Here is a 23,177-nt window from a genome sequence, read left to right as displayed (position 1 = left end):
TAATCATCGGAGTTATCTATAATATTAGATAATTAAAATCGGTTTTTTCGATGAAAAGGAGGGAGAGGAATTTGGATACGCGCTACTTGCTGACCTTTCGCGAGGTAGCCAAATGCCAGAGCTTTACCCGCGCGGCAGAGGTGCTGGGCTATGCGCAATCCAGCGTGACGACGCAGATTCAAAACCTGGAGGCGGATTTTGGCGTCACGCTGTTTGAGCGGTGGGGGCGAAAAATCAGACTGACCCACGCCGGAGAAGCCCTTCTCGCCTACAGCGAGCAACTGCTGGCGGTGCTGGACGAAGCGAGGGCCAACCTGTCCGAGCAGGCGCAGTTGGCTGGCACCTTGCGCATTGGCACGGTGGAATCGCTCGCCGCTTTTTTTCTCCCGCCTTTTTTGCAAGCATTTCGCACGGAGCACCCGCGCGTGCGCATTTTGTTGAAGCCGGGAATTTGTCACGAACTGCGCCAGGGCGTCAAGGAGGGCCACTACGACTTCGCCTTTGTGCTCGACTGGCTGCAGGATCACCCTGAACTGGTGAACATCAATCTCGGCGAAGAAAAGCTCGTCGTCATCGCCGCGCCCAACCATCCGCTGGCCCGGCTGGAACAGCTCGAAGCGCGCGATTTTGCCGGAGCAAACTGGATTTTTACCGAAGCCGGATGCAGCTACCGCTCGATCATGGAGTCTGTTCTGCGCGACGCCGGAGCGACGATCGAATCGTCGTCCGAGTTCGGCAGTCTGGAAGCGATCAAGCAATGCGTCGCATATGATTTAGGGATTGCGCTCGTTCCTTACATCGCCGTCGCCGAAGAAGCGAAAAACGGTACGCTCACCATCCTGCCTTTTTCCCATCCGGAAGTCCGCGTCTACCGCCAACTGGTCTATCATAAGAAAAAATGGATGCCACAGGCGCTGCTGCGGTTTTTGGAGCTGCTGACGACAAATGCAGGACAGCAGCAGGGCGCAGCAAAAAACGCCATTTCGGCAGCGAAGGCGGATGCGATCTGACAGCAGCGGCGAGGCTCGCTTTCAGCAGCGCAGCCGTTCGCGGGGCGACACCTGCAGCCGTGTGCCGAAAAATTGGCGGGAACAGGAAAAAGAGATGATGGTTGTACTTGCGTATGATATGATAGACAGGGTTGTGTTTATGAGATAAAAGGAGGTCTAACCATACATGAACACCGTTTCTGAAAGCATTGTAAAAGACATGTCGCTTGCACACAGCGGCCATTTGAAAATTGACTGGGTAAAAGAGCACATGCCCGTTCTCAACCGCATCCGCGAGCGCTTTGAAAAAGAGCAGCCATTTGCAGGACTGAAAGTGGCGATCTCCTTGCACCTGGAAGCAAAAACCGCGTACCTGGCAAAAGTCGTGCAAGCCGGTGGCGCTGAAGTAACGATTACAGGCTCCAACCCGCTCTCCACTCAGGACGACATTTGCGCGGCGCTGGTGGAAGACGGCATCCGCGTTTTTGCGAAGTACAATCCAGATCCAGCCGAGTACAAGGAGCACCTGATTAAAACGCTGGAGACGCGCCCTGACCTGATTATCGACGACGGTGGCGACCTGGTGACCATCCTGCACAGCGAGCGCCGCGATCTCTTGTCGCAAGTGCGCGGTGGCGCAGAGGAAACGACAACAGGGATTCTGCGCTTGAAAGCATTGGAAAAAGAAGGCAAGCTGGAGTTCCCGATGGTAGCGGTGAACGACGCTTTCTGCAAATATTTGTTTGACAACCGTTACGGTACAGGCCAATCCGTATGGGATGGCATCAACCGCACAACCAACCTGGTCGTAGCAGGGAAAACCGTTGTCGTAGCCGGCTATGGCTGGTGCGGAAAAGGTGTGGCGATGCGCGCGAAAGGTCTTGGCGCGAAAGTCATCGTGACCGAAATCGACGCGATCAAAGCGGTAGAAGCGTACATGGACGGCTTCGAAGTAATGCCGATGAGCGAAGCGGCGAAGCACGGCGACTACTTCGTGACCGTGACCGGAAACCGCGACGTGATCCGCAAAGAGCATTTTGAAGTGATGAAAGACGGCGCGATCCTGTCCAACGCAGGCCACTTCGATGTCGAAGTAAACAAAGTGGAGCTTGGCGCCCTGTCGACATCCAAGCGAATCGTGCGCAAAGATATTGAAGAATTTGTCATGGCAGACGGTCGAAAACTGTACCTTCTCGCAGAAGGACGCCTCGTAAACCTGGCAGCAGGCGACGGCCACCCGGCAGAGATCATGGACATGACCTTTGCCCTGCAAGCTGTTTCGCTGGCGTATGTCAACGAACAGTACCAAAACATCGGCAAAAAAGTGCTGAACGTACCTTACGAGCTGGATGCAATGGTTGCCCAATACAAATTGGAAGCATTGAACATCGGCATCGACAAATTGACCGACGAGCAAAAAGCATATCTCGATAGCTGGGTCGAATAGTTCGCGAAAACCGTCCTTTCCCGGCAAAAAATTCAACGAAAAAATCCTGCTTACAAATGCAGGATTTTTTTTTATAATAGCAAGTAGGCGACAAAGTGGGGAAAAGTGGGGGAAAGTGGAGCCGAAGGACAGGAAAGTGGGGGACTAGGGCGTGTTCATGGGGGAATACCAGCACAGCATCGATGAAAAAGGCCGCCTGACGATCCCTGCCAAATTCCGTGAAGGACTGGGAGCTTCCTTTGTCATTACCCGCGGACTCGATCAATGCTTGTTCGCCTATCCGATGGAAGAGTGGAAGCAGCTTGAGGAAAAACTGAAGACTCTTCCCTTTACAAAAGCGGATGCACGCGCGTTTACACGGTTTTTCTTTTCCGGCGCAACCGAATGTGAGTGGGACAAGCAGGGAAGGGTAAACATACCGCCCAATCTGCGCGAGCATGCCGGTATGCAAAAGGAATGTGTCATCATTGGCGTATCCAACCGCGTAGAGGTGTGGAGCAAAGAACGTTGGGAAGATTATTTCGCCCAGTCGGAAGGCTCTTTTGGAGAAATTGCTGAGAAACTGGTTGATTTTAATTTGTAGCAGCGAGAAGAACAGGAGTGACGACATTGTCGTTTCATCACGTAACCGTACTGAGGGACGAAGCTGTAGACGGCCTGAACATCCGGCCCGGGGGCACTTATGTGGACTGCACGCTCGGTGGAGCGGGACATAGCAGCCTGATCGCGTCCCGTTTGACCGAGGGCGGCCGCCTGATTGCGATCGATCAGGATGACTGGGCGCACGACAACGCCCGGGAAAGACTGGCCCCCTATATGGACAAGGTAACACTGGTCAAAAGCAATTTTCGCCATCTGAAAGAGATTGTCAAAGATTTGGGGCTTACAGGTGTAGATGGAGTTTTGTTTGATCTGGGGGTGTCTTCCCCGCAGCTCGACGAAGGCGAACGCGGTTTCAGCTACAATGCGGACGCGCCGCTCGACATGAGAATGGATCAGCAAGCGCCGCTTTCGGCCTACGACATCGTCAACGAGTGGGACGAAGAGGAGATTGCCAAGATCATCTGGCTGTACGGAGAAGAGAAATTTTCCCGGCGGATTGCCCGGCAAATTGTACAGCAGCGCAAAAAGCAGCCGATTCGTACAACAGGCGAGCTGGTCGAGCTGATTAAGGAAGGAATCCCGGCAGCAGCGCGGCGCACAGGAGGACATCCTGCGAAGCGGACGTTTCAGGCGATCCGCATTGCCGTCAACGATGAACTGGATGCATTCAAAGAAGCTGTCGCCGATGCCATTGATATTTTGAATCCGGGTGGCCGCGTGAGCGTCATCACGTTCCATTCGCTGGAAGACCGGATTTGCAAGCAGGTGTATCAAGATTATTCCAAGGGCTGCACATGCCCGCCGTCGTTTCCGATCTGCACGTGCGGGAACGAAGCGATTGTCAAAGTCATCACGCGCAAGCCGATTTTGCCGTCGGAAGAGGAGCTTGCGGCCAATCCACGCGCGCGTTCTGCGAAGCTGCGGGTAGCCGAGAAGGTGTAGAGGGAGACAGCAACGAGGAAAAAGGGGTGAGAAAGCGTTGAGCTACTACTACCAAGGGAATCTGGCAATGGAGCTGGAGAAGCAGTCCCGCTCCGTCACCAAGACAACAAAACGAACGATCCGAATCAAACCAACCATTCCGACAGGCGAAAAATTGCTCTATCTCTTGTTTATCTCGTTGACAGTGATCGGCCTGGGGATGGTCGGAGTCAGGTACTCGCAAATCTCCCAGATGAATTACGAAATCCAGAGCACGAAAAAAGAAAACCGTCTGGTAGCCGAGAAAAACGCCACTCTGAAGCTTCAGATCGAGCAGCTCAGCAATCGCGATCGCATCCAGAGAGAAGCAGAGCGACAAGGCATGGTGTACAACGCGAATGCCGTACATACGATTGGTCAGGGGAAAGTAAAGGCGAGTTCGCTTCAACAACAACAGCCAAACCAGCCTTAAAATCAATGTTACTGCGTCAATTGTGCGGTAACATTTTTTTCTTACGCTTGACTGTCCGTGCCGATTCAGGCAGGCGATCATTGACGTGATGGAGTGAGTGGAAATGGAAACGAAACGACTCGTGAATTGGCGCATCCTCATTTGTGCGTTATGCCTGATTTTGATCTTTTCAGGCTTGAGCATTCGGATCTACTGGATTCAAACGGTAGACGCAGCTCGAATCATGGGACAGGCACAGGAGCAATGGGACCGGAATCGGACCCTGCAGCCGACGCGCGGTGCCATCAAAGACCGAAACGGCGAAATTCTCGCCTTCCAAGGCAAGGCATACACCGTGAACGCCAGGCTGAAAGGGCGGGATGAAAAAGATCAGGACGTCGTCAAGGACCCTTACTACACAGCAAACAGTCTGGCCCCCATTCTCAACGCTCCGGTGCCTGAATTGGTGAAGATGCTGACCAAGCCGAACAAGGTGGTGGAGCTGGGCCGCTACGGAAGGAAAATCAGCGAAGAGCAGAAAAAGCGGATTTTGGAGTTGCAATATCCGAAGCTGCCAAGCGGTAAGCAGGTGGAAGAAAATCAGCTTCCGGGGATTTTTCTGAATGAGACGACAAGACGCGTCTACCCGAACAACAGCTTTGCCTCGCACGTGATCGGGTATCTCGATCTGTACGATGAGCCGAAGATGGGGATCGAACTGCAGCTCAACAAGGAGTTGGCCGGAGAAGAAGGGCAGATGCAGTATAAAAGAGACGGAGCTGGCTACCAGCTACCGGATGGAGAAGGCGAATACATCCCGGCAAAAGACGGCTACGATGTCTATCTGACCATCGACAGGCAAATTCAGGATTACGTCGAACAAGCGCTGGATGTGGTGGATCGGCAGTACAAGCCAAAAGGGATGACGGTCATCGTATCCGATCCGCAGACGGGCGAAGTTTTGGCGATGGGCAATCGTTCGCAATTTAATCCCAATACGTACTATAACGGGATTTCGAACTATACGAACCACGCGATCACCTCCATGTTCGAGCCTGGCTCCACGTTCAAGATCATTACGCTGGCCGCCGCGATTGAGGAAGGCTTGTTCAACCCGAATGAGACGTATGACTCCGGGAAGTACACGATCAAGGGACAAGTTCCGATTCGCGACCATAACAACGGGGTGGGCTGGGGCAGAATTTCGTTTCTGGAAGGGGTGCAACGCTCCAGTAACGTGATGTTCGCGAAGCTCGGCTACGAGCGTCTGAAGCTGGAGAAGCTCAGGGCGTACTTCAAAAAGTTCGGGATGGGCTCCCTGACTGAAATCGAGTTGCCCTACGAAAAAGAAGGAACCCTGATTAACTTGGAAAAACCGCAGTCTCCTCGCGACTGGGCAGCGACGACCTTCGGACAAGGGGTGACGGTTACGGCGATCCAGCAAGTGATGGCAGTAGGGGCCATCGCCAACGGCGGCGAGCTGTTGAAGCCGCATATCGTCAAGGAAATGCGCGATCCGCATACAGGAGCGGTCGTGAAGCGCAGCGAGCGCGAAGTCGTGAGAAGGGTCGTCTCGGAGGCGACGGCGAAGAAGACCCGCGACATTTTGGAAACGGTCGTGACCGGCGAGCACGGAACAGGGAAGCTGTACGCCATCGACGGCTACCACGTCGCCGGGAAAACCGGTACCGCGCAAAAGTACGATCCGAACACAGGCAAGATCATGGACGGGCACTACATCGCTTCGTTTATCGGCTTTGCGCCGAAAGACAATCCGCGCCTGCTCGTCTACGTCGTAATTGACGATCCCGATACGAAAGAATGGTACGCGTACTGGGGCAAAATGATGATCGCGCCGACGTTCAAGTCGATCATGGAGCGCAGCCTGCAATACTTGCAGCAGCAGCCAGAGGTGCCTCGTGCAGCAGCCGACAGCGGGAAAGGCAAATCGACCGCTACGGCCGCACAGGAACAGGTGCAAGCGGCTCAGTCTGCTGCAAGCCAGACGCTGCCGAAGTTCGTGGGCATGTCCACGACAGCGGCGCAACTGCGAGCGAAGCAGGACAATTTGACCGTGACAGTACTCGGAACCGGGACCAAGATCGTGGAGCAGTACCCTGCCGCCTACGAACAGGTAGTGCCTGGGAAGCAAATCATTTTGGTATCGGACCGCTTGACGGGCGCGAAAATGCCTGACTTCAAAGGGAAGTCGCTCAGGGAAGTCATGGAATTTGCCTCGCTGCTCGACATTGATGTCCACGCTACGGGCACGGGCTTTGTCGTACAGCAGAGCATTGCGCCGGGCACAGCGTTAAACGGCAAGGAAAAGCTGCAGATCACGCTGCAGTCCGAATCGCAGCCGCCAGCGCCGTCTCCAGCTCAGGACGGAGCGGCGGCATCCGGAACCGCTCCACCGTCAGGAACGGCGCCTCCGGCCGGAACAGGTGCAGCGACCGATCCGGCTGAACAAACGGAACAGCCTGCTGGACAATCGACAGGCCAGCAGGGCGGGGCAGAGTCGAACCAGGGAGCCCCTCCTGCCGGCACAGATGCCAGCCAAACAAGCGCAACCCCATAGTTCTATCCCGTCCCCCCAAGGAATAAGGTAAGGAAGAGACAACCTATTTCCGAGGGGGGACTCGCTTTGCGGGTATCCAATGCTACTGTACGCCGTCGCATTTTCATATCGCTGGTCATCGGCATTGTCCTGTACACGGCGCTCATCACCCGGCTCGGGTATGTGCAATTGATCGAAGGACCGAAGCTTGCCCAGATGGCTGACCAACTGTTGAACCGGGAAATCGACTTCAAGCCGAATCGCGGCCGGATTTTGGATCGGAACGGCAACGAGTTGGTGTCAAACATGACGGTGCCAACGGTAGTCGCCGTCCCCGCGCAAATCAAGGACCCGAAGGAGACGGCCCGGCAGCTCGCGATCATTTTGGAGCAAAAAGAAGAAGACGTTTATCAGGCCATCACCAAAAAACAGATGAGCAACGACAAGATTCCAGGCGGAAAAAAGCTGCCGATCGAAAAAGCGCGGAAAATTCAGGAGTTGAACCTGCCGGGGATTTATTTGGCCGGAGACTCCAAACGCTTTTATCCGAACGGAAGCATGGCTGCGCACATTCTCGGCTTTACCGGAATTGACAATCAGGGCTTGACCGGACTGGAAAAAATTTACGACCCGTTTCTGAAAGGAACCGAGGGGCACATTTCTTTTCCGTCCGATGCCAAAGGGCGCGTCATGCCCGGAGGCTCCGAAGATTACGTCCCTCCGGTGAGCGGGATGGACATGTATTTGACGATCGACAGCGCCATCCAGTCGTTTATCGAGCGGGAGCTGGACCAGGCCGTCGTCGCTTATCAGCCGGACGATGTTCTCGCCATCGCGATGAACCCGAAGACCGGAGAAATTTTGGGGATGGGCAGCCGTCCGACCTTCCAGCCGGACGAGTATCAAAACTATCCGACAGAAGTGTACAACCGCAATTTGCCGATCTGGAAAACGTATGAGCCAGGTTCGACCTTCAAAATCGTCACGCTCGCTGCCGCTTTGAACGAAGGCGTCGTCTCTTTGGAGGAAAGCTTCTACGATCCCGGCTTCATTACCGTGGCAGGCAAGCGGCTGCGCTGCTGGAAGCGGCAAGGGCACGGACAGGAGACGATGCTGGAAGTCGTGGAAAACTCGTGCAACCCCGGCTTTGTAACGATGGGGCAGCGCCTGCAAAAAGAGCGGCTGTTTGAATACATCAAAAAATTTGGCTTCGGACAAAAAACAGGCATCGACCTGATCGGGGAAGAGAACGGGCTGTTGTTCAATCTCAGTCGCGTCGGACCTGTCGAGCTTGGCACGACTTCGTTTGGCCAAGGGGTATCGGTCACGCCGATCCAGCAAATGGCCGCAGTCTCGGCTGCGATCAACGGCGGGAAGCTGATGAAGCCGTTTGTCGCCAAGGAATGGCGGGATAGCGTCACACACGATATTGTAGCGCGGACGCTTCCGACCGAGGTGCGCCAGGTGATTTCAGCGGAAACCTCTGCCAAGGTGCGGTATGCGCTGGAGAGCGTCGTGGCCCAAGGAACAGGAAACAAGGCCTATATTGAAGGCTACCGGGTCGGCGGAAAAACGGGAACCGCGCAAAAGGTCAGAAACGGCCGCTACGTGGACGGGGAGTACATCGTGTCGTTTATCGGCTTCGCCCCTGCGGACGATCCGCAAATCGTCGTCTACTTCGCGGTCGATAATCCGAAGGCGCTGGCTTTTGGCGGACTGATTGCCGCGCCGAGCGTCAAGAGCATTATCGAATCTTCCCTGCAGTATATGAATGTGCCCAAGCGCAAGGACGGCATCGCCAAGGAGATCAACAAGGCATTGGGCGAGCGCGAGCCGATCGAGGTTCCGAACATGGTCGGGCAGACGATGAAGGACGTCGTGCAGACGTATGAGACGCTTCCGCTGGTCGTTTCCGGAAAAGGGACCTACGTCATTCAGCAGTCGCCTGCGCCTGGCGTGAAAATTGACCAGGGCGGAAAAATTCGCATACATCTTGGTGACAAATTGACCAATTAGCTATAAAATGAGATTTCGAAGGCGGAGGGAAGTAGGCTTGTCTACAGTCGCTCTGCCTTTGTTCGTCACAGAAATGGATCGGTTTCCTTTCGTAAAAAAGGGCAAATTTCTGTCTATACTAGTTGGAGAATGGGGTGCCTGTTTCATGTTTCTACGGGATCTGCTCATGCCTTTGTTGCCAGTGAAGGTTTCGGGGGATGACAGTATGGAGATTACGGGTTTGACAGCAGACTCGCGCCAGGTGAAGCCCGGCTACTTGTTTGTGTGTCTGACAGGGTACACCGTGGACGGTCATGCGTTTGCGGCCCAGGCGGTGAAAAATGGCGCCGTCGCCGTGCTATCCGAACAAGATCTGGACGTGCCAGCGACTATTGTCAGGGTGCCGGACACCCGGCGGGCAATGGCTATGCTGGCTGATCGCATTTTCGGATCTCCCACAAGAGAGTTAAAGGTGATTGGGGTTACCGGAACAAACGGGAAGACGACCACCACTCATCTGATCGACAAGATCCTGCGCGACCAGCGCAAGCAAACAGGCTTGATCGGCACGATCCACATGCGGATCGGGGATGTCACGGAAGAAGTGAAAAACACGACGCCCGATGCCGTGGACCTGCAAAGAAGCTTCCGTCGCATGTGCGATGTCCATACAGACTACGCGATTATCGAGGTGTCCTCCCACGCGCTGGAGCAGGGACGCGTGCGCGGCTGCGACATACATACCGCAGTCTTCACCAATTTGACGCAGGACCATCTCGACTACCATAAAACGATGGAAAACTACCGCTATGCCAAGTCGCTGCTGTTTTCCCAGCTCGGGAACCACTACGACCCGAACCGCCTGAAGACAGCCGTGCTGAACGCAGACGACGAGGCGTGGAAGCTGTATGCGACGGTGACCCCTGCGCGCGTCCTTACGTACGGGATCGACCAGCCGGCGGACGTGCGCGCGAAGGACATCGAAATCACGAGCAAGGGAACGTCGTTTACAGCGGAAACCTTTGCAGGCACCATTCGCTTCAACCTGAAGCTGATGGGCAAATTCAATGTGTACAACGCATTGGCCGCTATCGCGGTTACACTGGCAGAAGGCGTGAGCCTCGAAGACATCAAGGCCAGCCTGGAGGCGGTCCTCGGTGTGAACGGGCGATTCGAGTCGGTCGATGCCGGACAGCCGTTCGCCGTTCTGGTCGACTACTCCCATACGCCGGACAGCCTGGAGAACGCCTTGGTGACGGTCAAAGAGTTTGCCAAAGGCAACGTATTTTGCATCGTCGGCTGCGGCGGAGATCGCGATCGCACGAAGCGCCCGATTATGGCGAAGATCGCAACGAAGTATGCGGATATGACCGTCTTAACATCAGATAACCCTCGCTCCGAGGAGCCGCAAGCGATTATCGACGACATGCTGGCTGGCGTGCGCGACGTGGACGCTTCCCGTTACACAGCGGTGACAGACCGCCGCGAAGCGATTCATCATGCCATCTCGCTGGCAAAGGCTGACGACGTCATTTTGATCGCCGGAAAAGGTCATGAGACGTACCAGATTATTAAAGATCAAGTACTGCCCTTCGACGACCGTGAAGTAGCACGGGAAGCGATTGCCCGGTACAACCAAGAATAGAGACAGATGCGACACATTGGCATCGAAAGAAAGGAGGCTCGGGCATGTTCGCTGACAACGTCCTAATCGTCACGATCGTCGCCGCGTTTCTCATTGCCGTACTGATTGGCCCACTGTTTATTCCCTTCCTTCGCCGCCTGAAATTCGGGCAGGCCATTCGCGAGGAAGGACCGCAATCGCACTACAAGAAGGCTGGGACCCCTACCATGGGGGGTACCATCATTCTTTTGGCACTTATCTTTACCGTGTTGAAGTTTGCCAATGCCAACATGGAAATTTACTTCTTGTTACTGGTGACACTCGGCTACGGTCTGATCGGGTTTTTGGACGACTTTATCAAAATCAGAAAAAAACGCAACCTCGGTTTGACCGCCAAAGAGAAGTTTGCCGGTCAGATTTTGCTGGCAATCGGCGCGTATGTTTTGCTGCTCATGATGGGGCACGACACGTCGCTGCATCTGCCCGGAACGCCGTGGAAGCTGGAGCTCGGCTATTTCTACTTCCCGTTCCTGCTTTTTTTGCTCGTCGGCACGACCAACGCCGTGAACATTACAGACGGCCTGGACGGACTTTTGGCAGGGACAGGAGCCATCGCCTTTGGCGCGTACGCGATCATTGCCTGGTTCGGGCAGGACTACGACACGGCGATTTTCAGCGCCGCCGTCGTCGGGGCCGTTCTTGGCTTCCTCGTCTTCAACGCGCATCCGGCCCGCGTGTTCATGGGAGACACAGGCTCGCTCGGTTTGGGGGGAGCGCTTGCGGGAATTGCGATCATGACGAAAACCGAGCTGCTTTTGGCGATTATCGGCGGCGTGTTCGTCGTGGAGACACTGTCCGTCATTTTGCAGGTCGTTTCTTTCAAAACGCGCGGCAAACGGATTTTCCGCATGAGTCCGCTCCATCATCATTTTGAATTGACAGGCTGGTCCGAGTGGCGCGTCGTCGTCACCTTCTGGCTGGTCGGGATGTTTTTTGCCGGATTGGGCGTATATCTTGAGGTGGTGACAATCAGATGATTCGTTATCAAAACCAGCACGTAGTCGTTTTAGGAATGGCGAAAAGCGGTGTGGCAGTGGCAAAACTGCTGCACCGCTTTGGCGCTCATGTCGTGGTCAACGATAAAAAGCCGCGCGAAGAAGCAGGTGGCATCGAGGAACTGGAGGCGCTCGGGATCACCGTCATTTGCGGCCACCATCCGGATGATTTGATTCATCCGGGCGTGGCGCTCGTCGTTAAAAATCCGGGGATTCCGTACGAAGCGCCGCCTGTGCAGCAGGCGCTCGCACTGGAAATTCCTGTCGTGACGGAGGTGGAGCTAGCCTCCCAGATTGCCAAGGCACCGATCATCGGCATTACAGGCTCCAACGGAAAGACAACCACGACGACGCTCGTCGGACAAATCCTCAAGGAAGCGGGCCTGGATGTGCTCGTTGGCGGCAACATCGGCACGGTTTTGTGCGGCCTCGCCGAAGAAGCGGGCCCGGACCAGTGGCTCGTGGCCGAACTGAGCAGCTTCCAGCTCATGGGGACGAGGGAGTTTCGTCCGCACATCGGTGTTTTGCTCAATCTGTATCCTGCTCATCTCGACTACCACCATACGATGGAGGCGTATCTGGACGCGAAGCTGAAAATGTTCGCCAACCAAACAGCAGATGATATCGCGATCCTGCCGTTTGACCAGCCGGAGATTCTCGCCAAATGCGGCGAACTGCCTGCCCGTGTCTACTACTTCAGCAAGACGCAGCAAGTTCCGAGAGGCGCTTTTGTCCAGGATGGCGTGATCCGGTTTACAGATGGACAGGGCCAGTCGGAGGACATCATCGCGGTAGCGGATATGACTGTTCCGCATTTGGACAACGCCCTGGCTGCGATTCTCGTCGCCAAGCTGGCTGGTGCCAATACAAGCGCGATCGTGCAGGTGCTGTCTACTTTTCCTGGCGTGGAGCATCGCATGGAATACGTCGATTCTATTGCCGGGGTCAAATATTACAACGACTCCAAAGCGACCAATCCGGAAGCGGCTTCCCGCGCGCTGCAGGCGTGCCAGGAGCCTGTTGTCTGGATTTGCGGCGGCCTTGACCGGGGCGTCGATTTTCGGGAGCTTTTGCCTGTCATGAAAGGACGGGTCAAAGCGGTCGTCGCGCTCGGGCAGACAGCGCCGATTTTGCTTGCGCGTGCGGAAGAAGCAGGGATTAACGAGCGAATCCATGTCGATACTGTGGAAAAAGCCGTTCTTGCTGCTTCCCGGTTGGCGCAATCAGGAGACGTAGTACTGCTCAGCCCGGCGTGTGCGAGCTGGGATATGTTCCCTTCGTTTGAGGTCAGGGGGAGCATGTTTAAGGACGGCGTGCATAGACTTAAAACAAGCCTAGCATAACGTCCCACGAAAGCCTCATGAATACAGCGCAATACGGGACGGCATGAGAAAGGATGACCTGGCACTATGAGCAAGGTACGCTCTGCCCCCGACTTCGTAATTATTTTTGCAACACTTTTTTTATTGGGAATTGGCATCGTGATGGTGTACAGCGCCAGTGCGATCGTCGCCCAGAAGCCGCCTTTTTCCGACCCGTACTTCTTTGCCAAGCGGCAGCTCATTTTTGCTTTGCTCGGCATTACCTCCATGTACATTACGATGAACATTGACTACTGGGTGTGGAAACAATGGGCCAAGCCGGGCTTTTACATGAGTATCGGCTTGTTGATACTGGTTCTCGTGATCGGGATCGAAGTGAACGGCTCCAAAAGCTGGCTTGGCTTCGGGGCTTTCGGGATTCAGCCTGGCGAATTTGCCAAGCTCGGCGTCGTCGCGTTTTTGGCGCGCTGGCTGTCGGACAACCAAAAACAGATCGTCCTGTTCCGAAAAGGGCTGATGCCTGCCCTGGCGATCCCGATGGTCTGCTTCGGGCTCATCATGCTCCAGCCGGACCTGGGAACCGGCACCGTCCTGATGGGAACGGCGGTTGTGATGATTTTTGCCTCGGGAGGGCGAATCAGCCACTTCGTCGGTCTGGGGATGATTGGCGTCGTCGGCTTTATCGGGCTGGTGTTGTCGGCCCCTTACCGCATCAAGCGGATTACGTCTTTTCTCGATCCATGGTCTGATCCGCTCAATACCGGGTACCAAATCATCCAGTCGCTGTATGCGATTGGCCCAGGCGGCTTGCTCGGCCTCGGTTTGGGACAAAGCAGGCAGAAGCATCTGTACTTGCCGGAGCCGTACAACGACTTCATTTTTTCCATCGTAGCGGAGGAGTTGGGGTTCATCGGCGGCACGCTCATCCTGCTTTTGTTCCTGCTGCTGTTGTGGAGAGGGATGCGCACCGCGATTACGGCGCCAGACCTGTTCGGAAGCCTCCTTGCGCTCGGGATCATCGGCATGATCGCTATTCAGGTCGTCATCAACATCGGCGTCGTCACGGGCATGTTCCCGGTTACCGGGATTACGCTGCCGTTTCTAAGCTACGGAGGATCATCCCTGACCTTGATGCTTACAGGGGTCGGCGTTCTCTTGAACATTTCCCGCTTTTCCCGATCATGAATTTTCAGCAGGAAGCCAGTTTTTTTCCCTGCATAAAAATAAGGGTGTGATTGTATGCGCGTCGTCCTAACAGGCGGTGGCACAGGTGGACATATTTATCCGGCGCTTGCGGTGGCGAGAGAAGTTTCTCGCCAAACACCGCAGGCTGCCTTTTTGTATATCGGCAGTAAAAAAGGGCTGGAGGCGCAGCTTGTACCGCGCACGGAAATTCCGTTCCAGTCTGTCGAGATCAGCGGCTTGAAGCGAAAGCTGTCGCTGGACAACATCAAGACTTTGTGGAAATTCGTTCGCGCGGTGTCCGAGGCGAAAAAAATGCTGCGCGACTTCCGGCCGGATGTCGTCGTCGGCACTGGCGGCTACGTGTGCGGCCCGGTCGTGTACGCGGCGTCCCGTCTGGGCATTCCGACGCTGATTCACGAGCAAAACGTCGTCCCGGGCTTGACCAACAAGTTTTTGTCGCAGTCGGCTACGCGGGTGGCGGTGTCGTTTGCGGAGTCGCTCGCCTATTTTCCCAAGGGCAAAACAGTCTTTACCGGCAACCCGCGCGCGACAGAAGTGATGCACGGCAACGCGCAGGCGGGAAGAAGCTTTCTCGGGGTAGGCTCCGGCAAGCGAATCGTCCTGATCTTTGGCGGCAGTCGCGGCGCACGAGCGATCAATGAAGCGGTGCTAGCTGTCGTCACACAACTGGGCCAATATGCCGATACTCATTTTGTATATGTAACGGGTGACGTTCATTTCGAGAACATCTCCAAACAACTTGCCGCAAAAGGGAAGCTTCCCGAAAACCTTTCCGTGCTTCCTTTCGTCCATAACATGCCGGACGTTTTGGCGGCGACGCATATTTTGGTTGGACGTGCCGGCGCGTCCACGCTGGCCGAAGTGACGGCGCTCGGCGTGCCGTCGATCCTCATCCCTTCTCCGTACGTGACCAACAACCATCAGGAGAAAAATGCGCGCGGCCTGGAACGGGCAGGGGCAGCGCGGGTCATTGTCGAAAAGGAACTGACCGGCGAGCGCCTGCTGGGCGAGGTAGAGAGCCTTTTGCAAAGCCGTGAGCGGTGGGCGCAGATGAAGGAAAGCGCCCTGTCGCTCGGCATGCCGCAGGCAGCGACCGAGATCGTGCGCACGCTGCAGGAAGTCTCCGGAAAAAAATGATCGGATGGGCGATTGTCACGCCGCTCTGGGCGATGGCATAGTATGGAGCAAACACGTGAGAAGACTTAAAGGTCCGACCTAGCAAACGTATCAGGAGGTTCACAAATGAAAAAAATCGCAGATGAGTTGAAGCAAGCAGGAATCGAAAAAGTGTGGACCAATGAACCTCTCGCCAATCATACGACTTGGCGGATCGGGGGTCCTGCTGATTTGTTGATCCAGCCCAAGGACAAAGAATCCTTGCTAAAAGCCTTGCAAATCATCCATCGTCATGAAATTCCTTGGAGTGTTATCGGGCGCGGCTCCAACCTTCTGGTGAGGGACGGAGGGATTCGCGGAGCCGTGCTCAAAGTGGCTGAGGGCTTGAGCCACTGCGAGTTCAGGGGTGAAGAGGTGTGTGTGGGTGCCGGATATTCCATGATCCGCCTGGCGGTGGAGACAGGCAAGATGGGATTGACAGGGATGGAATTCGCAGGAGGGATTCCTGGTACGGTAGGCGGAGCCGTCTATATGAATGCAGGGGCACACGGATCTGATCTTTCACGTATTCTTATTGAAGCCGAAATCCTTTTTGCAAACGGCGAATGTAAGGTGTTGAGTAACGAGGAACTGAGCTTTAGCTATCGGACTTCACTCTTGCAGAGAGAAAAAGGGATCGTGCTGGAGGCCCGTTTCAAGCTGCGCCCTGGTGATCGCAAGCAAATTTCCGCTACGCTTTCTGCCAACAAGGAGCGGCGACGCCAGACACAGCCGTTGCAGATGCCGTGCGCCGGCAGTGTGTTCCGCAATCCGCCGAACGACCACGCAGGACGTCTGATCGAGGCAGCAGGGCTGAAAGGCTATCGAATCGGCGGAGCTCAGGTTTCGGAAAAACACTCCAATTTCATCGTGAATTGCGGAGGAGCCACGGCTACCGACGTCCTCACCTTAATCGAGCATGTACGGAGCACAATTCTTGCGACATACGGAATTGATCTGCATCCGGAAGTTCTGGTGGTGGGCGAGGGGTAACACGGAGGTGAAAGTTTGGAGACTTTTGCGATCGAAGGCGGAAGACCTCTGTCCGGTTCGCTTCGGATCCAAGGAGCTAAGAACGCTGCTCTTCCTATCCTTGCCGCTGCTGTGCTTGCGGAAGGGCAATTCTATATCTACGATGTCCCCCACTTGAAAGATATCAAGGTCATGTTGGAAATATTGACGGCGCTGGGGGCCAACACGAAGCATGTGGACGGTTGCGTCGATCTGGATACAACGTCTGTCTCCGTCCCGCATGTACCAGATGATTTAATGAGCCAGATGCGATCTTCTATTTTTCTCGCCGGGCCGCTTCTGGCCAGGTTGGGTGAAGTCACCATATCGCGTCCCGGCGGCTGCGACATTGGTGAACGCCGAATTGACCTGCATTTGTCCGGTCTTACGGCACTCGGGGCTAAAATAGAAGAATCCGAAGGCTACATTACATTTCGGGCAAAGCAATTGCGCGGGACCAATATCTTTCTTTCCTTCCCCAGCGTGGGTGCGACGGAAAATATCATGATGGCGGCGGTCTTGGCAAAAGGGACGACACGCATCTGCAATGCGGCCCGGGAGCCGGAGATTATCGACCTGCAAAACTTTCTGAACGCCATGGGCGCGCGGATCAGGGGCGCAGGCACCGATACGATCGAGATCAGCGGCGTGCCGCGGCTTCGTTCCGTCAGCTACCGGATCATCCCCGACAGAATTGTCACGGGTACGTACGTGCTGGCGGTCGGAATTGCCCAGGGCCATGTCGAACTGACGAACACGCTGCCTGAGCAGCTCACAGCATTGATTGAGGTTGCCCGTAGCTGCGGTGTTGAAATCAAAACCCGCCATGATATAATGGAAATCAAAAGCAACTCCCGTCCGCGTGCCTACGACCGGATCATCACCTCGCCATACCCAGGGTTTCCGACAGACCTGCAGGCGCAGTTGATGGTGTTTCTGTCACAGGCGAGGGGAACCAGCGTCATCAAGGAAACGATTTTCGAAGGAAGATTCAAACATGTGAATGAATTGGCGCGAATGGGCGCCTCTATATACGTAGATCTCGGCTCTGCCATCATTCGCGGCGTAGGGAAGCTGACCGCCACGAGTGTGGAAGCGACGGATCTGCGAGCAGGAGCTGCTTTGGTCTTGGCAGGGCTTGCTGCAGAAGGCATTACCACGGTGAACCAGATCCATCATATCGATCGCGGGTACGATCGGCTGGAAGAGCAATTGCGCAGGCTGGGAGCCGATATTACGAGGGTGTCGATATGATCGAGGGAAGACAAGCGGCATAGTGCTATGCCGCTTTCCCTGTTTTGTAAAGTTGCAATTATTTGGAAAAAAACCTTTTATTTTCTTTTGTTTTGAGTAATCTTGCGGGCGATGAGCCTAGAATGCATGAGGAAGGATTCGGCCATGGCGGTATTTGAAGAACGCATTCCGCAAGTCAAGCAGCAACGCCCCAGAAGAAAAGGAAACCGCAAGCTAGTTTTTCTCTTGGTGCTGTTTTTTCTTACCGTACTTATCATCGTTTTTATTCGATCACCATACAGCAAAGTGCAGGAAATTCAAGTGATCGGCAATGACATTTACCCAGCGGAGCAAATTGTCCAGCAGTCTGGCCTCGCGCGCGACATGCAATTTCTCAACGTATGGGAGAGCAGCGTGCAGAGCAACCTGCAGCCGCTGGAAGGCATCAAAAGCGTAACGGTCAGCCGCTCGTTCCCGGGAGTCATCCGCCTGCACGTGACAGAGCTGAAGCGGGTCGCTTTCTGGAACGGCCAGGACGGCAGCCGCTATCCGCTGCTCGAAAACGGGAAAGTATTGAAGCAGGTGAATTTTGCCGATCGCGTGGTGGACAGGCCGTTAATCAGCTCCTGGACAGCGCCTGAGCTCCTCCCGAACCTCGCCAAAGCGTTATCCAGACTGACGCCGAACGTGCTCGCAGAGATTTCGGACATAACTCTGACGCCAACGGTGTACGATAAGCAGCGGGTGACCTTGTACATGCGCGACGGAAACGAAGTGCGCAGTGTGGTCTACAAGCTCGACAAAATGTTGAACTGGTATCCGGCAATCGTGGCTGAGCTGCCCGCAGGTACCAAAGGGGTGCTCTCCATGTTTGAGCAGCCGTGGTTTGTTCCATACGGCGCGGCGGGAAGCGATGGCGTGCCGCTTACGGACAACCAGCAGCAAACAGAAAAGCCGCAGTAAAGGAAAAAGGGGAAGCAGACAATGAGTCGTCGCCGCAAGTTTCATTTGTATTTAACTGTTGTGACCTTCTGTACCGGTTTTTTGGTAGCGACCTCGTTTGAGACTACCAAGCTCACGCGCAAAGAGCGGCTGAACGATCAGTTGTTCCAGCAGGAAACGCAATTGAACGATCGGATTTTGTCCGAAAAAGAACAAAACAGGCATCTGGAAAAACAACTGATCGATCTGCAGCGGCAGGTGGGCAAAGTCGAGGAAGCGATGGCGCAGCGAAAATCGGAAGCAGCCGAAACGCTCAGCCAACTGGAAGCCGCGCGGATGCTCTCTGGCGTAGTAGCCGTAGAAGGGCCGGGAATCGTCATCACGATGCAAGACAGCCAAACGGCCGCCAGCAGCTCGGACATCGCCAACTTCATCGTGCATGAGCAGGACGTCCGCCTGGTCGTCAACGAGCTGCGTGCAGCGGGAGCGGAGGCGATCAGCATCAACGGCCAGCGGCTGGTGAGCAACTCTTCCATCCGCTGTGTCGGGCCGACGATTATCGTCAACGGGATCAAGTCAGCGGCTCCCTTTGTGATTTCGGCAATCGGCAATCCGGAGACGATGGAGAGTGCTCTCAATTTGCCGGGGGGAGTACTGCACTCCCTGCAAGATTTTGTTCAAATCGACCTGGCGAAAAAGGACAAGTTGCAACTGCCGGCTTTCGTCGGCGACGCCAAAACGAAACACTCCTAAAAGGGAAAAGGATGCGTTTGCCCCATGTTACAAAAAAGCCGTAAAATCACGTTTATTCTTGCCATTATTAGTGCTATCATAGGTGTGATGTTGGCTGTACAGTTGCGCAGCAGCTTACATCCCGTACATAAGGAGTCTCGCAGCATCGCGGAACTTCGGACCACGCTGCAAAAAGAACTGGAGAAACACAAGAACCTGCTTGCAGATATTTCCAAGTACAATCAGTTGTACTACCAATACGAAACCTCGCTAAGTGAAGACGAGAGCATTTCTGTCATGAAAGAAGAGCTGGAACGAAACCGCCGGTTGGCCGGAATGGTGGAAGTGGAAGGAGAAGGCATTGTGCTGCAAGTCGTCGATGCCCCCATGCCCGAGGAGCCGATTCTGGACGATCACATGCAGGTGCCTGTTGTAGGGGAATACACGATTGACGATGAAGATTTGCGCTGGCTGGTCAATATCCTGTTTGCGAACGGAGCGCAGGCGGTATCCATCAATGAGCACAGGTTGGTTGCCACCTCTGCGATTCGCAATGTCGGGGATGTCATTCAGATCGATACGAGGACGATTAAACCTCCGTATGAAATAAAAGCATTGGGGGAGCCCGAAGTACTGCTGTCCGCCTTGAAGCTGGAAGGGGTCGAAGAGAACTTCCGGCTCGCGAATAAAAAGGTGCTGGCCGAAAAACGGGACAAGCTGATGATTTCTGCAAACAAAGAAACACGCGTCATTCAATTTATGAAACCTGTAAAAGAAAAAGGAGATTCGTAACCATGTGGCTCCCGCTTATCGGACTGATTGTCGGTCTCGCTGTCGGCTTCCTTCTGGATTGGCGCGTGCCCCAGGAGTATAGCAGCTATCTCTCCATCGCCCTCTTGGCTGGATTGGACACGATCTTTGGGGGAATCCGCTCGTTTCTGGAGCGCACCTTCAACGTTCGGATCTTCATGTCCGGATTCTTTTTCAATACGCTGTTTGCAGCCGGCCTTGCTTTCATCGGTGGCTTCCTGGGGATTGATCTTTACCTGGCGGCGATTGTCGCTTTCGGGGTGCGTCTTTTCAATAACCTGGCCGTAATTAGGAGAATTGTTCTATCCCGTTGGATCAATCAGCAGGAATAGCCGTAACAAATGGGAAGAAGGTCATTTTTTTACAAAAATTCTATATGAAAAAAAGGGAATGGTTGTCCTGTGTGGAATAATTTATGCAGGTGTTCTCATTTTATTAGCAAGACAAAAGACGTAGCAGGGGAGGTGTCACAGGTTTGGTAAGTAATGAACTCATCGTCAGCCTAGACATTGGAACATCCAAAGTACGCGTCATGATCGGCGAAATCAACAACGGTTCCATCAACATCATCGGCGTCGGACAATCACATTCTGAAGGCATCAAGAAAGGCGTGATTGTTGACATCGACCAAACCGTGCATGCCATCCGGGAAGCGGTTGACCATGCCGAGCGCATGGTTGGCGTTTCAATCGAAGAAGTGTATGTGGGGATCACTGGAAACCATATCGAGTTGCATGAAACCCAAGGGGTTGTCGCTGTATCCAGCGAAGACCGTGAGATACGAGAAGAAGATATCCAACGCGTCATTCAGGCAGCGAAGGTCGTAGCGATTCCACCGGACCGTGAAATCATTGAGGTAGTTCCAAAGGAGTACATCGTAGACGGGCAAGGTAGTATAAAAGACCCGCGGGGCATGATTGGCGTCCGACTGGAAATGGAAGGTACCATTGTGACCGGATTGAAAACGGTTGTACATAACATTGTTCGCTGTGCTCAACGGACCAATTTGCACGTGGCTGGAATTTTCTTGCAACCGCTTGCGGCTAGCACTGTCGCCCTTTCCAAAGATGACAAAAACATGGGTGTCGTTCTTGTCGACATCGGTGCGGGTTCTACCACGATCGGTGTATTCGAGCAAGGGAAGTTGGCAGCGACCACCGTGATCGGCATCGGTGGCGACCACATTACGAGCGACATTGCATTGGGATTGCGCACACATACGGATGTAGCAGACCGCGTGAAGATAAAAAACGGGTGTGCATTGATCGACGAAGCTTCTGAAGATGTGAAGTTCAAGGTGAACCGGATTGGCAGTGAAGTCGAAAAGCAGTTTACGCAAGTGGATTTGGCCAATATCATTGAGCCGCGCGCTGCAGAAATATTCCAACTGGTCGAGGAGGCCGTCTACAAGCTGGGCTTCCGCGACGAGATTGCAGGTGGCTACGTTCTCACAGGCGGTACCGTAGCGATGCCTGGCATGCTGGAATTGGCAAAAGAAGAATTGGACGCACCTGTTCGCATCGCAATTCCTGATTACATCGGAGTGCGGGATCCTGCCTACACCACAGGGGTAGGTTTGATTCAATATGCCTTGCAGTTGATGGAGCGCCGCAGCGTACGCGTCACCCCCTCATTCAAGGGCACTCAGAAGCAAACCGTTGTGAAGCAGCCGAAAGAAGGCGGCGGTTTAATGGAAAAAGTGAAAAACTGGTTTAGCGAGTTTATTTAGTCGCTTGCCGTAGTTAACACAATGGCGAAAATTGGAACGTTTCGTTCTTCGAAAAACATGGAAGAGAATAACGGGATGTCCCATTCGTTTTGTCAATCGGCTTCTTGGGCCACGAAGTTTTTATGTTGAATTGGGGAGGACTAGCAATATGCTGGAATTTGATATGGACATGGAATCCTTTGCACGAATTAAAGTAATTGGATGCGGCGGCGGCGGAAGCAACGCAGTCAACCGCATGATTGCAGGCGGTGTGAAAGGGGTAGAGTTCATCACCTTGAACACCGATGCCCAGGCGCTCCAATTGTCCAGTGCAGACATCAAACTGCAAATTGGCGAAAAACTGACGCGCGGTCTCGGAGCAGGCGCGAATCCTGAAATCGGAAAAAAAGCAGCGGAAGAAAGCCGCGATATGATTGAAAATGCCCTGCGCGGTGCGGACATGGTGTTCGTTACAGCGGGAATGGGCGGAGGAACGGGTACGGGGGCGGCTCCTGTAGTTGCAGAGATCGCCAAGGAACTGGGCGCTCTCACCGTTGGCGTTGTAACCCGTCCGTTTTCCTTCGAGGGCCGCAAGCGTTCCCAGCACGGTGAAGCCGGAATTGCTGCGCTCAAGGAAAAAGTAGACACGCTGATCGTCATTCCAAACGACCGTTTGCTGGAAATCGTCGATAAAAATACGCCGATGCTGGAAGCATTCCGTGAAGCGGACAACATCCTGCGCCAAGGGGTGCAAGGGATTTCCGACCTGATCGCGGTACCGGGGCTTATCAACCTCGACTTCGCTGACGTGAAAACGATCATGACCGAGCGCGGCTCCGCCCTGATGGGGATCGGCGTAGGCAGCGGGGAAAACCGTGCGGCAGAAGCGGCTCGCCGCGCTATTTCCAGCCCGCTTCTGGAGACGTCCATCGACGGCGCACGCGGTGTCCTGATGAACATCACAGGCGGTACGAATCTGAGCCTGTACGAAGTAAATGAAGCAGCCGACATCGTTTCTTCCGCAGCAGACCCGGATGTCAACATGATTTTCGGTGCGGTCATTAACGAAGACTTGAAAAACGAACTGGTGGTTACGGTGATTGCGACCGGCTTCGAGCAAACGCAGCGCGCGGCAGAAGCGCCTCGTCGCCAGCAACAGCCGATCAGCACGGCCGGCAACCGCCCGACGCCGATTTCCAACGTGAATACGGGTCGTGCGAAGGAAGAAGAGGATGACAAGTCCCTCTTCTCCATGAGCAACCTCGACAACCTCGATATTCCGGCATTTTTGCGCAATCGTCGTCGTAACAAAAAATAGTGTCGCCAAAACGAAAAGCCTTGTTCCCTTACTTGCGGGAACGAGGCTTTTTTGCGTGCGTAGACCAGAAAGTGTTAGACAAAAAATCCAAAAAAACA

At 54.4% G+C, this 23,177-nt stretch carries 20 protein-coding genes; all 20 read left to right on the top strand.

Going from position 1 to position 23,177, the window contains the following annotated elements; translation table 11 throughout:
• Positions 1 to 71 precede the first annotated feature (71 nt).
• A complete protein-coding gene (locus AC27IT_RS10535; RefSeq protein ID WP_429777040.1) occupies positions 72 to 1,010 on the top strand; it encodes a LysR family transcriptional regulator in 939 nt (312 codons plus the stop codon).
• Between the two features lie 166 nt (positions 1,011 to 1,176).
• The gene (locus tag AC27IT_RS10530) at positions 1,177 to 2,436 is read left to right on the top strand and encodes an adenosylhomocysteinase (protein ID WP_005832998.1); all 1,260 of its coding nucleotides are present in this window, start codon (positions 1,177 to 1,179) and stop codon (positions 2,434 to 2,436) included.
• 151 nt (positions 2,437 to 2,587) lie between these two features.
• Positions 2,588 to 3,019, top strand: coding sequence for a division/cell wall cluster transcriptional repressor MraZ (gene mraZ, locus AC27IT_RS10525; RefSeq protein ID WP_025845067.1), 432 nt, complete (start codon positions 2,588 to 2,590; stop codon positions 3,017 to 3,019).
• Positions 3,020 to 3,036: 17 nt separating this feature from the next.
• Positions 3,037 to 3,981, top strand: a complete 945-nt coding sequence (gene rsmH / locus AC27IT_RS10520; protein ID WP_487091779.1) for a 16S rRNA (cytosine(1402)-N(4))-methyltransferase RsmH — start codon at positions 3,037 to 3,039, stop codon at positions 3,979 to 3,981.
• Positions 3,982 to 4,018: 37 nt separating this feature from the next.
• Positions 4,019 to 4,432, top strand: a complete 414-nt coding sequence (ftsL, locus tag AC27IT_RS10515; protein WP_005832993.1) for a cell division protein FtsL — start codon at positions 4,019 to 4,021, stop codon at positions 4,430 to 4,432.
• 103 nt (positions 4,433 to 4,535) lie between these two features.
• The gene (locus AC27IT_RS10510) at positions 4,536 to 6,989 is read left to right on the top strand and encodes a penicillin-binding protein (protein WP_487091778.1); all 2,454 of its coding nucleotides are present in this window, start codon (positions 4,536 to 4,538) and stop codon (positions 6,987 to 6,989) included.
• Positions 6,990 to 7,055: 66 nt separating this feature from the next.
• Complete coding sequence (locus AC27IT_RS10505; protein WP_007784200.1) at positions 7,056 to 8,984, top strand: stage V sporulation protein D; 1,929 nt, start codon at positions 7,056 to 7,058, stop codon at positions 8,982 to 8,984.
• 145 nt (positions 8,985 to 9,129) lie between these two features.
• Positions 9,130 to 10,608, top strand: coding sequence for a UDP-N-acetylmuramoyl-L-alanyl-D-glutamate--2,6-diaminopimelate ligase (locus AC27IT_RS10500; protein WP_487091777.1), 1,479 nt, complete (start codon positions 9,130 to 9,132; stop codon positions 10,606 to 10,608).
• Positions 10,609 to 10,652: 44 nt separating this feature from the next.
• Entirely contained in the window at positions 10,653 to 11,624 is a 972-nt protein-coding gene (gene mraY, locus AC27IT_RS10495; RefSeq protein ID WP_005832983.1) for a phospho-N-acetylmuramoyl-pentapeptide-transferase, read from the top strand.
• Complete coding sequence (gene murD, locus AC27IT_RS10490; RefSeq protein ID WP_025845059.1) at positions 11,621 to 12,985, top strand: UDP-N-acetylmuramoyl-L-alanine--D-glutamate ligase; 1,365 nt, start codon at positions 11,621 to 11,623, stop codon at positions 12,983 to 12,985. Before mraY ends, murD begins: the two co-directional genes overlap by 4 nt.
• A gap of 66 nt (positions 12,986 to 13,051) precedes the next feature.
• Positions 13,052 to 14,149 carry a stage V sporulation protein E gene (gene spoVE / locus AC27IT_RS10485; protein WP_283857951.1) on the top strand — a complete coding sequence of 366 codons (1,098 nt, stop codon included), beginning with the start codon at positions 13,052 to 13,054 and terminating at the stop codon, positions 14,147 to 14,149.
• A gap of 54 nt (positions 14,150 to 14,203) precedes the next feature.
• Complete coding sequence (gene murG, locus AC27IT_RS10480) at positions 14,204 to 15,307, top strand: undecaprenyldiphospho-muramoylpentapeptide beta-N-acetylglucosaminyltransferase (RefSeq protein ID WP_327944854.1); 1,104 nt, start codon at positions 14,204 to 14,206, stop codon at positions 15,305 to 15,307.
• Between the two features lie 105 nt (positions 15,308 to 15,412).
• Positions 15,413 to 16,318: a UDP-N-acetylmuramate dehydrogenase gene (gene murB / locus AC27IT_RS10475; protein WP_025845053.1), complete on the top strand. Its 906-nt coding sequence runs from the start codon at positions 15,413 to 15,415 to the stop codon at positions 16,316 to 16,318.
• A 15-nt stretch (positions 16,319 to 16,333) separates the two neighbouring features.
• Positions 16,334 to 17,590 carry a UDP-N-acetylglucosamine 1-carboxyvinyltransferase gene (murA, locus tag AC27IT_RS10470; protein ID WP_025845050.1) on the top strand — a complete coding sequence of 419 codons (1,257 nt, stop codon included), beginning with the start codon at positions 16,334 to 16,336 and terminating at the stop codon, positions 17,588 to 17,590.
• 144 nt (positions 17,591 to 17,734) lie between these two features.
• The gene (locus AC27IT_RS10465) at positions 17,735 to 18,532 is read left to right on the top strand and encodes a cell division protein FtsQ/DivIB (protein ID WP_005832973.1); all 798 of its coding nucleotides are present in this window, start codon (positions 17,735 to 17,737) and stop codon (positions 18,530 to 18,532) included.
• Positions 18,533 to 18,553: 21 nt separating this feature from the next.
• The gene (locus AC27IT_RS10460; RefSeq protein ID WP_005832971.1) at positions 18,554 to 19,264 is read left to right on the top strand and encodes a DUF881 domain-containing protein; all 711 of its coding nucleotides are present in this window, start codon (positions 18,554 to 18,556) and stop codon (positions 19,262 to 19,264) included.
• A 24-nt stretch (positions 19,265 to 19,288) separates the two neighbouring features.
• On the top strand, positions 19,289 to 20,035 hold the full coding sequence (locus tag AC27IT_RS10455) for a DUF881 domain-containing protein (protein ID WP_005832969.1): 747 nt from the start codon (positions 19,289 to 19,291) through the stop codon (positions 20,033 to 20,035).
• Between the two features lie 2 nt (positions 20,036 to 20,037).
• The gene (locus tag AC27IT_RS10450; protein WP_005832967.1) at positions 20,038 to 20,385 is read left to right on the top strand and encodes a small basic family protein; all 348 of its coding nucleotides are present in this window, start codon (positions 20,038 to 20,040) and stop codon (positions 20,383 to 20,385) included.
• A gap of 143 nt (positions 20,386 to 20,528) precedes the next feature.
• Positions 20,529 to 21,782, top strand: a complete 1,254-nt coding sequence (gene ftsA / locus AC27IT_RS10445) for a cell division protein FtsA (protein WP_283857950.1) — start codon at positions 20,529 to 20,531, stop codon at positions 21,780 to 21,782.
• A 148-nt stretch (positions 21,783 to 21,930) separates the two neighbouring features.
• On the top strand, positions 21,931 to 23,079 hold the full coding sequence (ftsZ, locus tag AC27IT_RS10440) for a cell division protein FtsZ (protein WP_025845043.1): 1,149 nt from the start codon (positions 21,931 to 21,933) through the stop codon (positions 23,077 to 23,079).
• Positions 23,080 to 23,177 lie beyond the last annotated feature (98 nt).

It is taken from the genome of Brevibacillus sp. YAE8, assembly GCF_057543335.1.
This window is presented reverse-complemented; position numbering and strand designations above follow the sequence as displayed.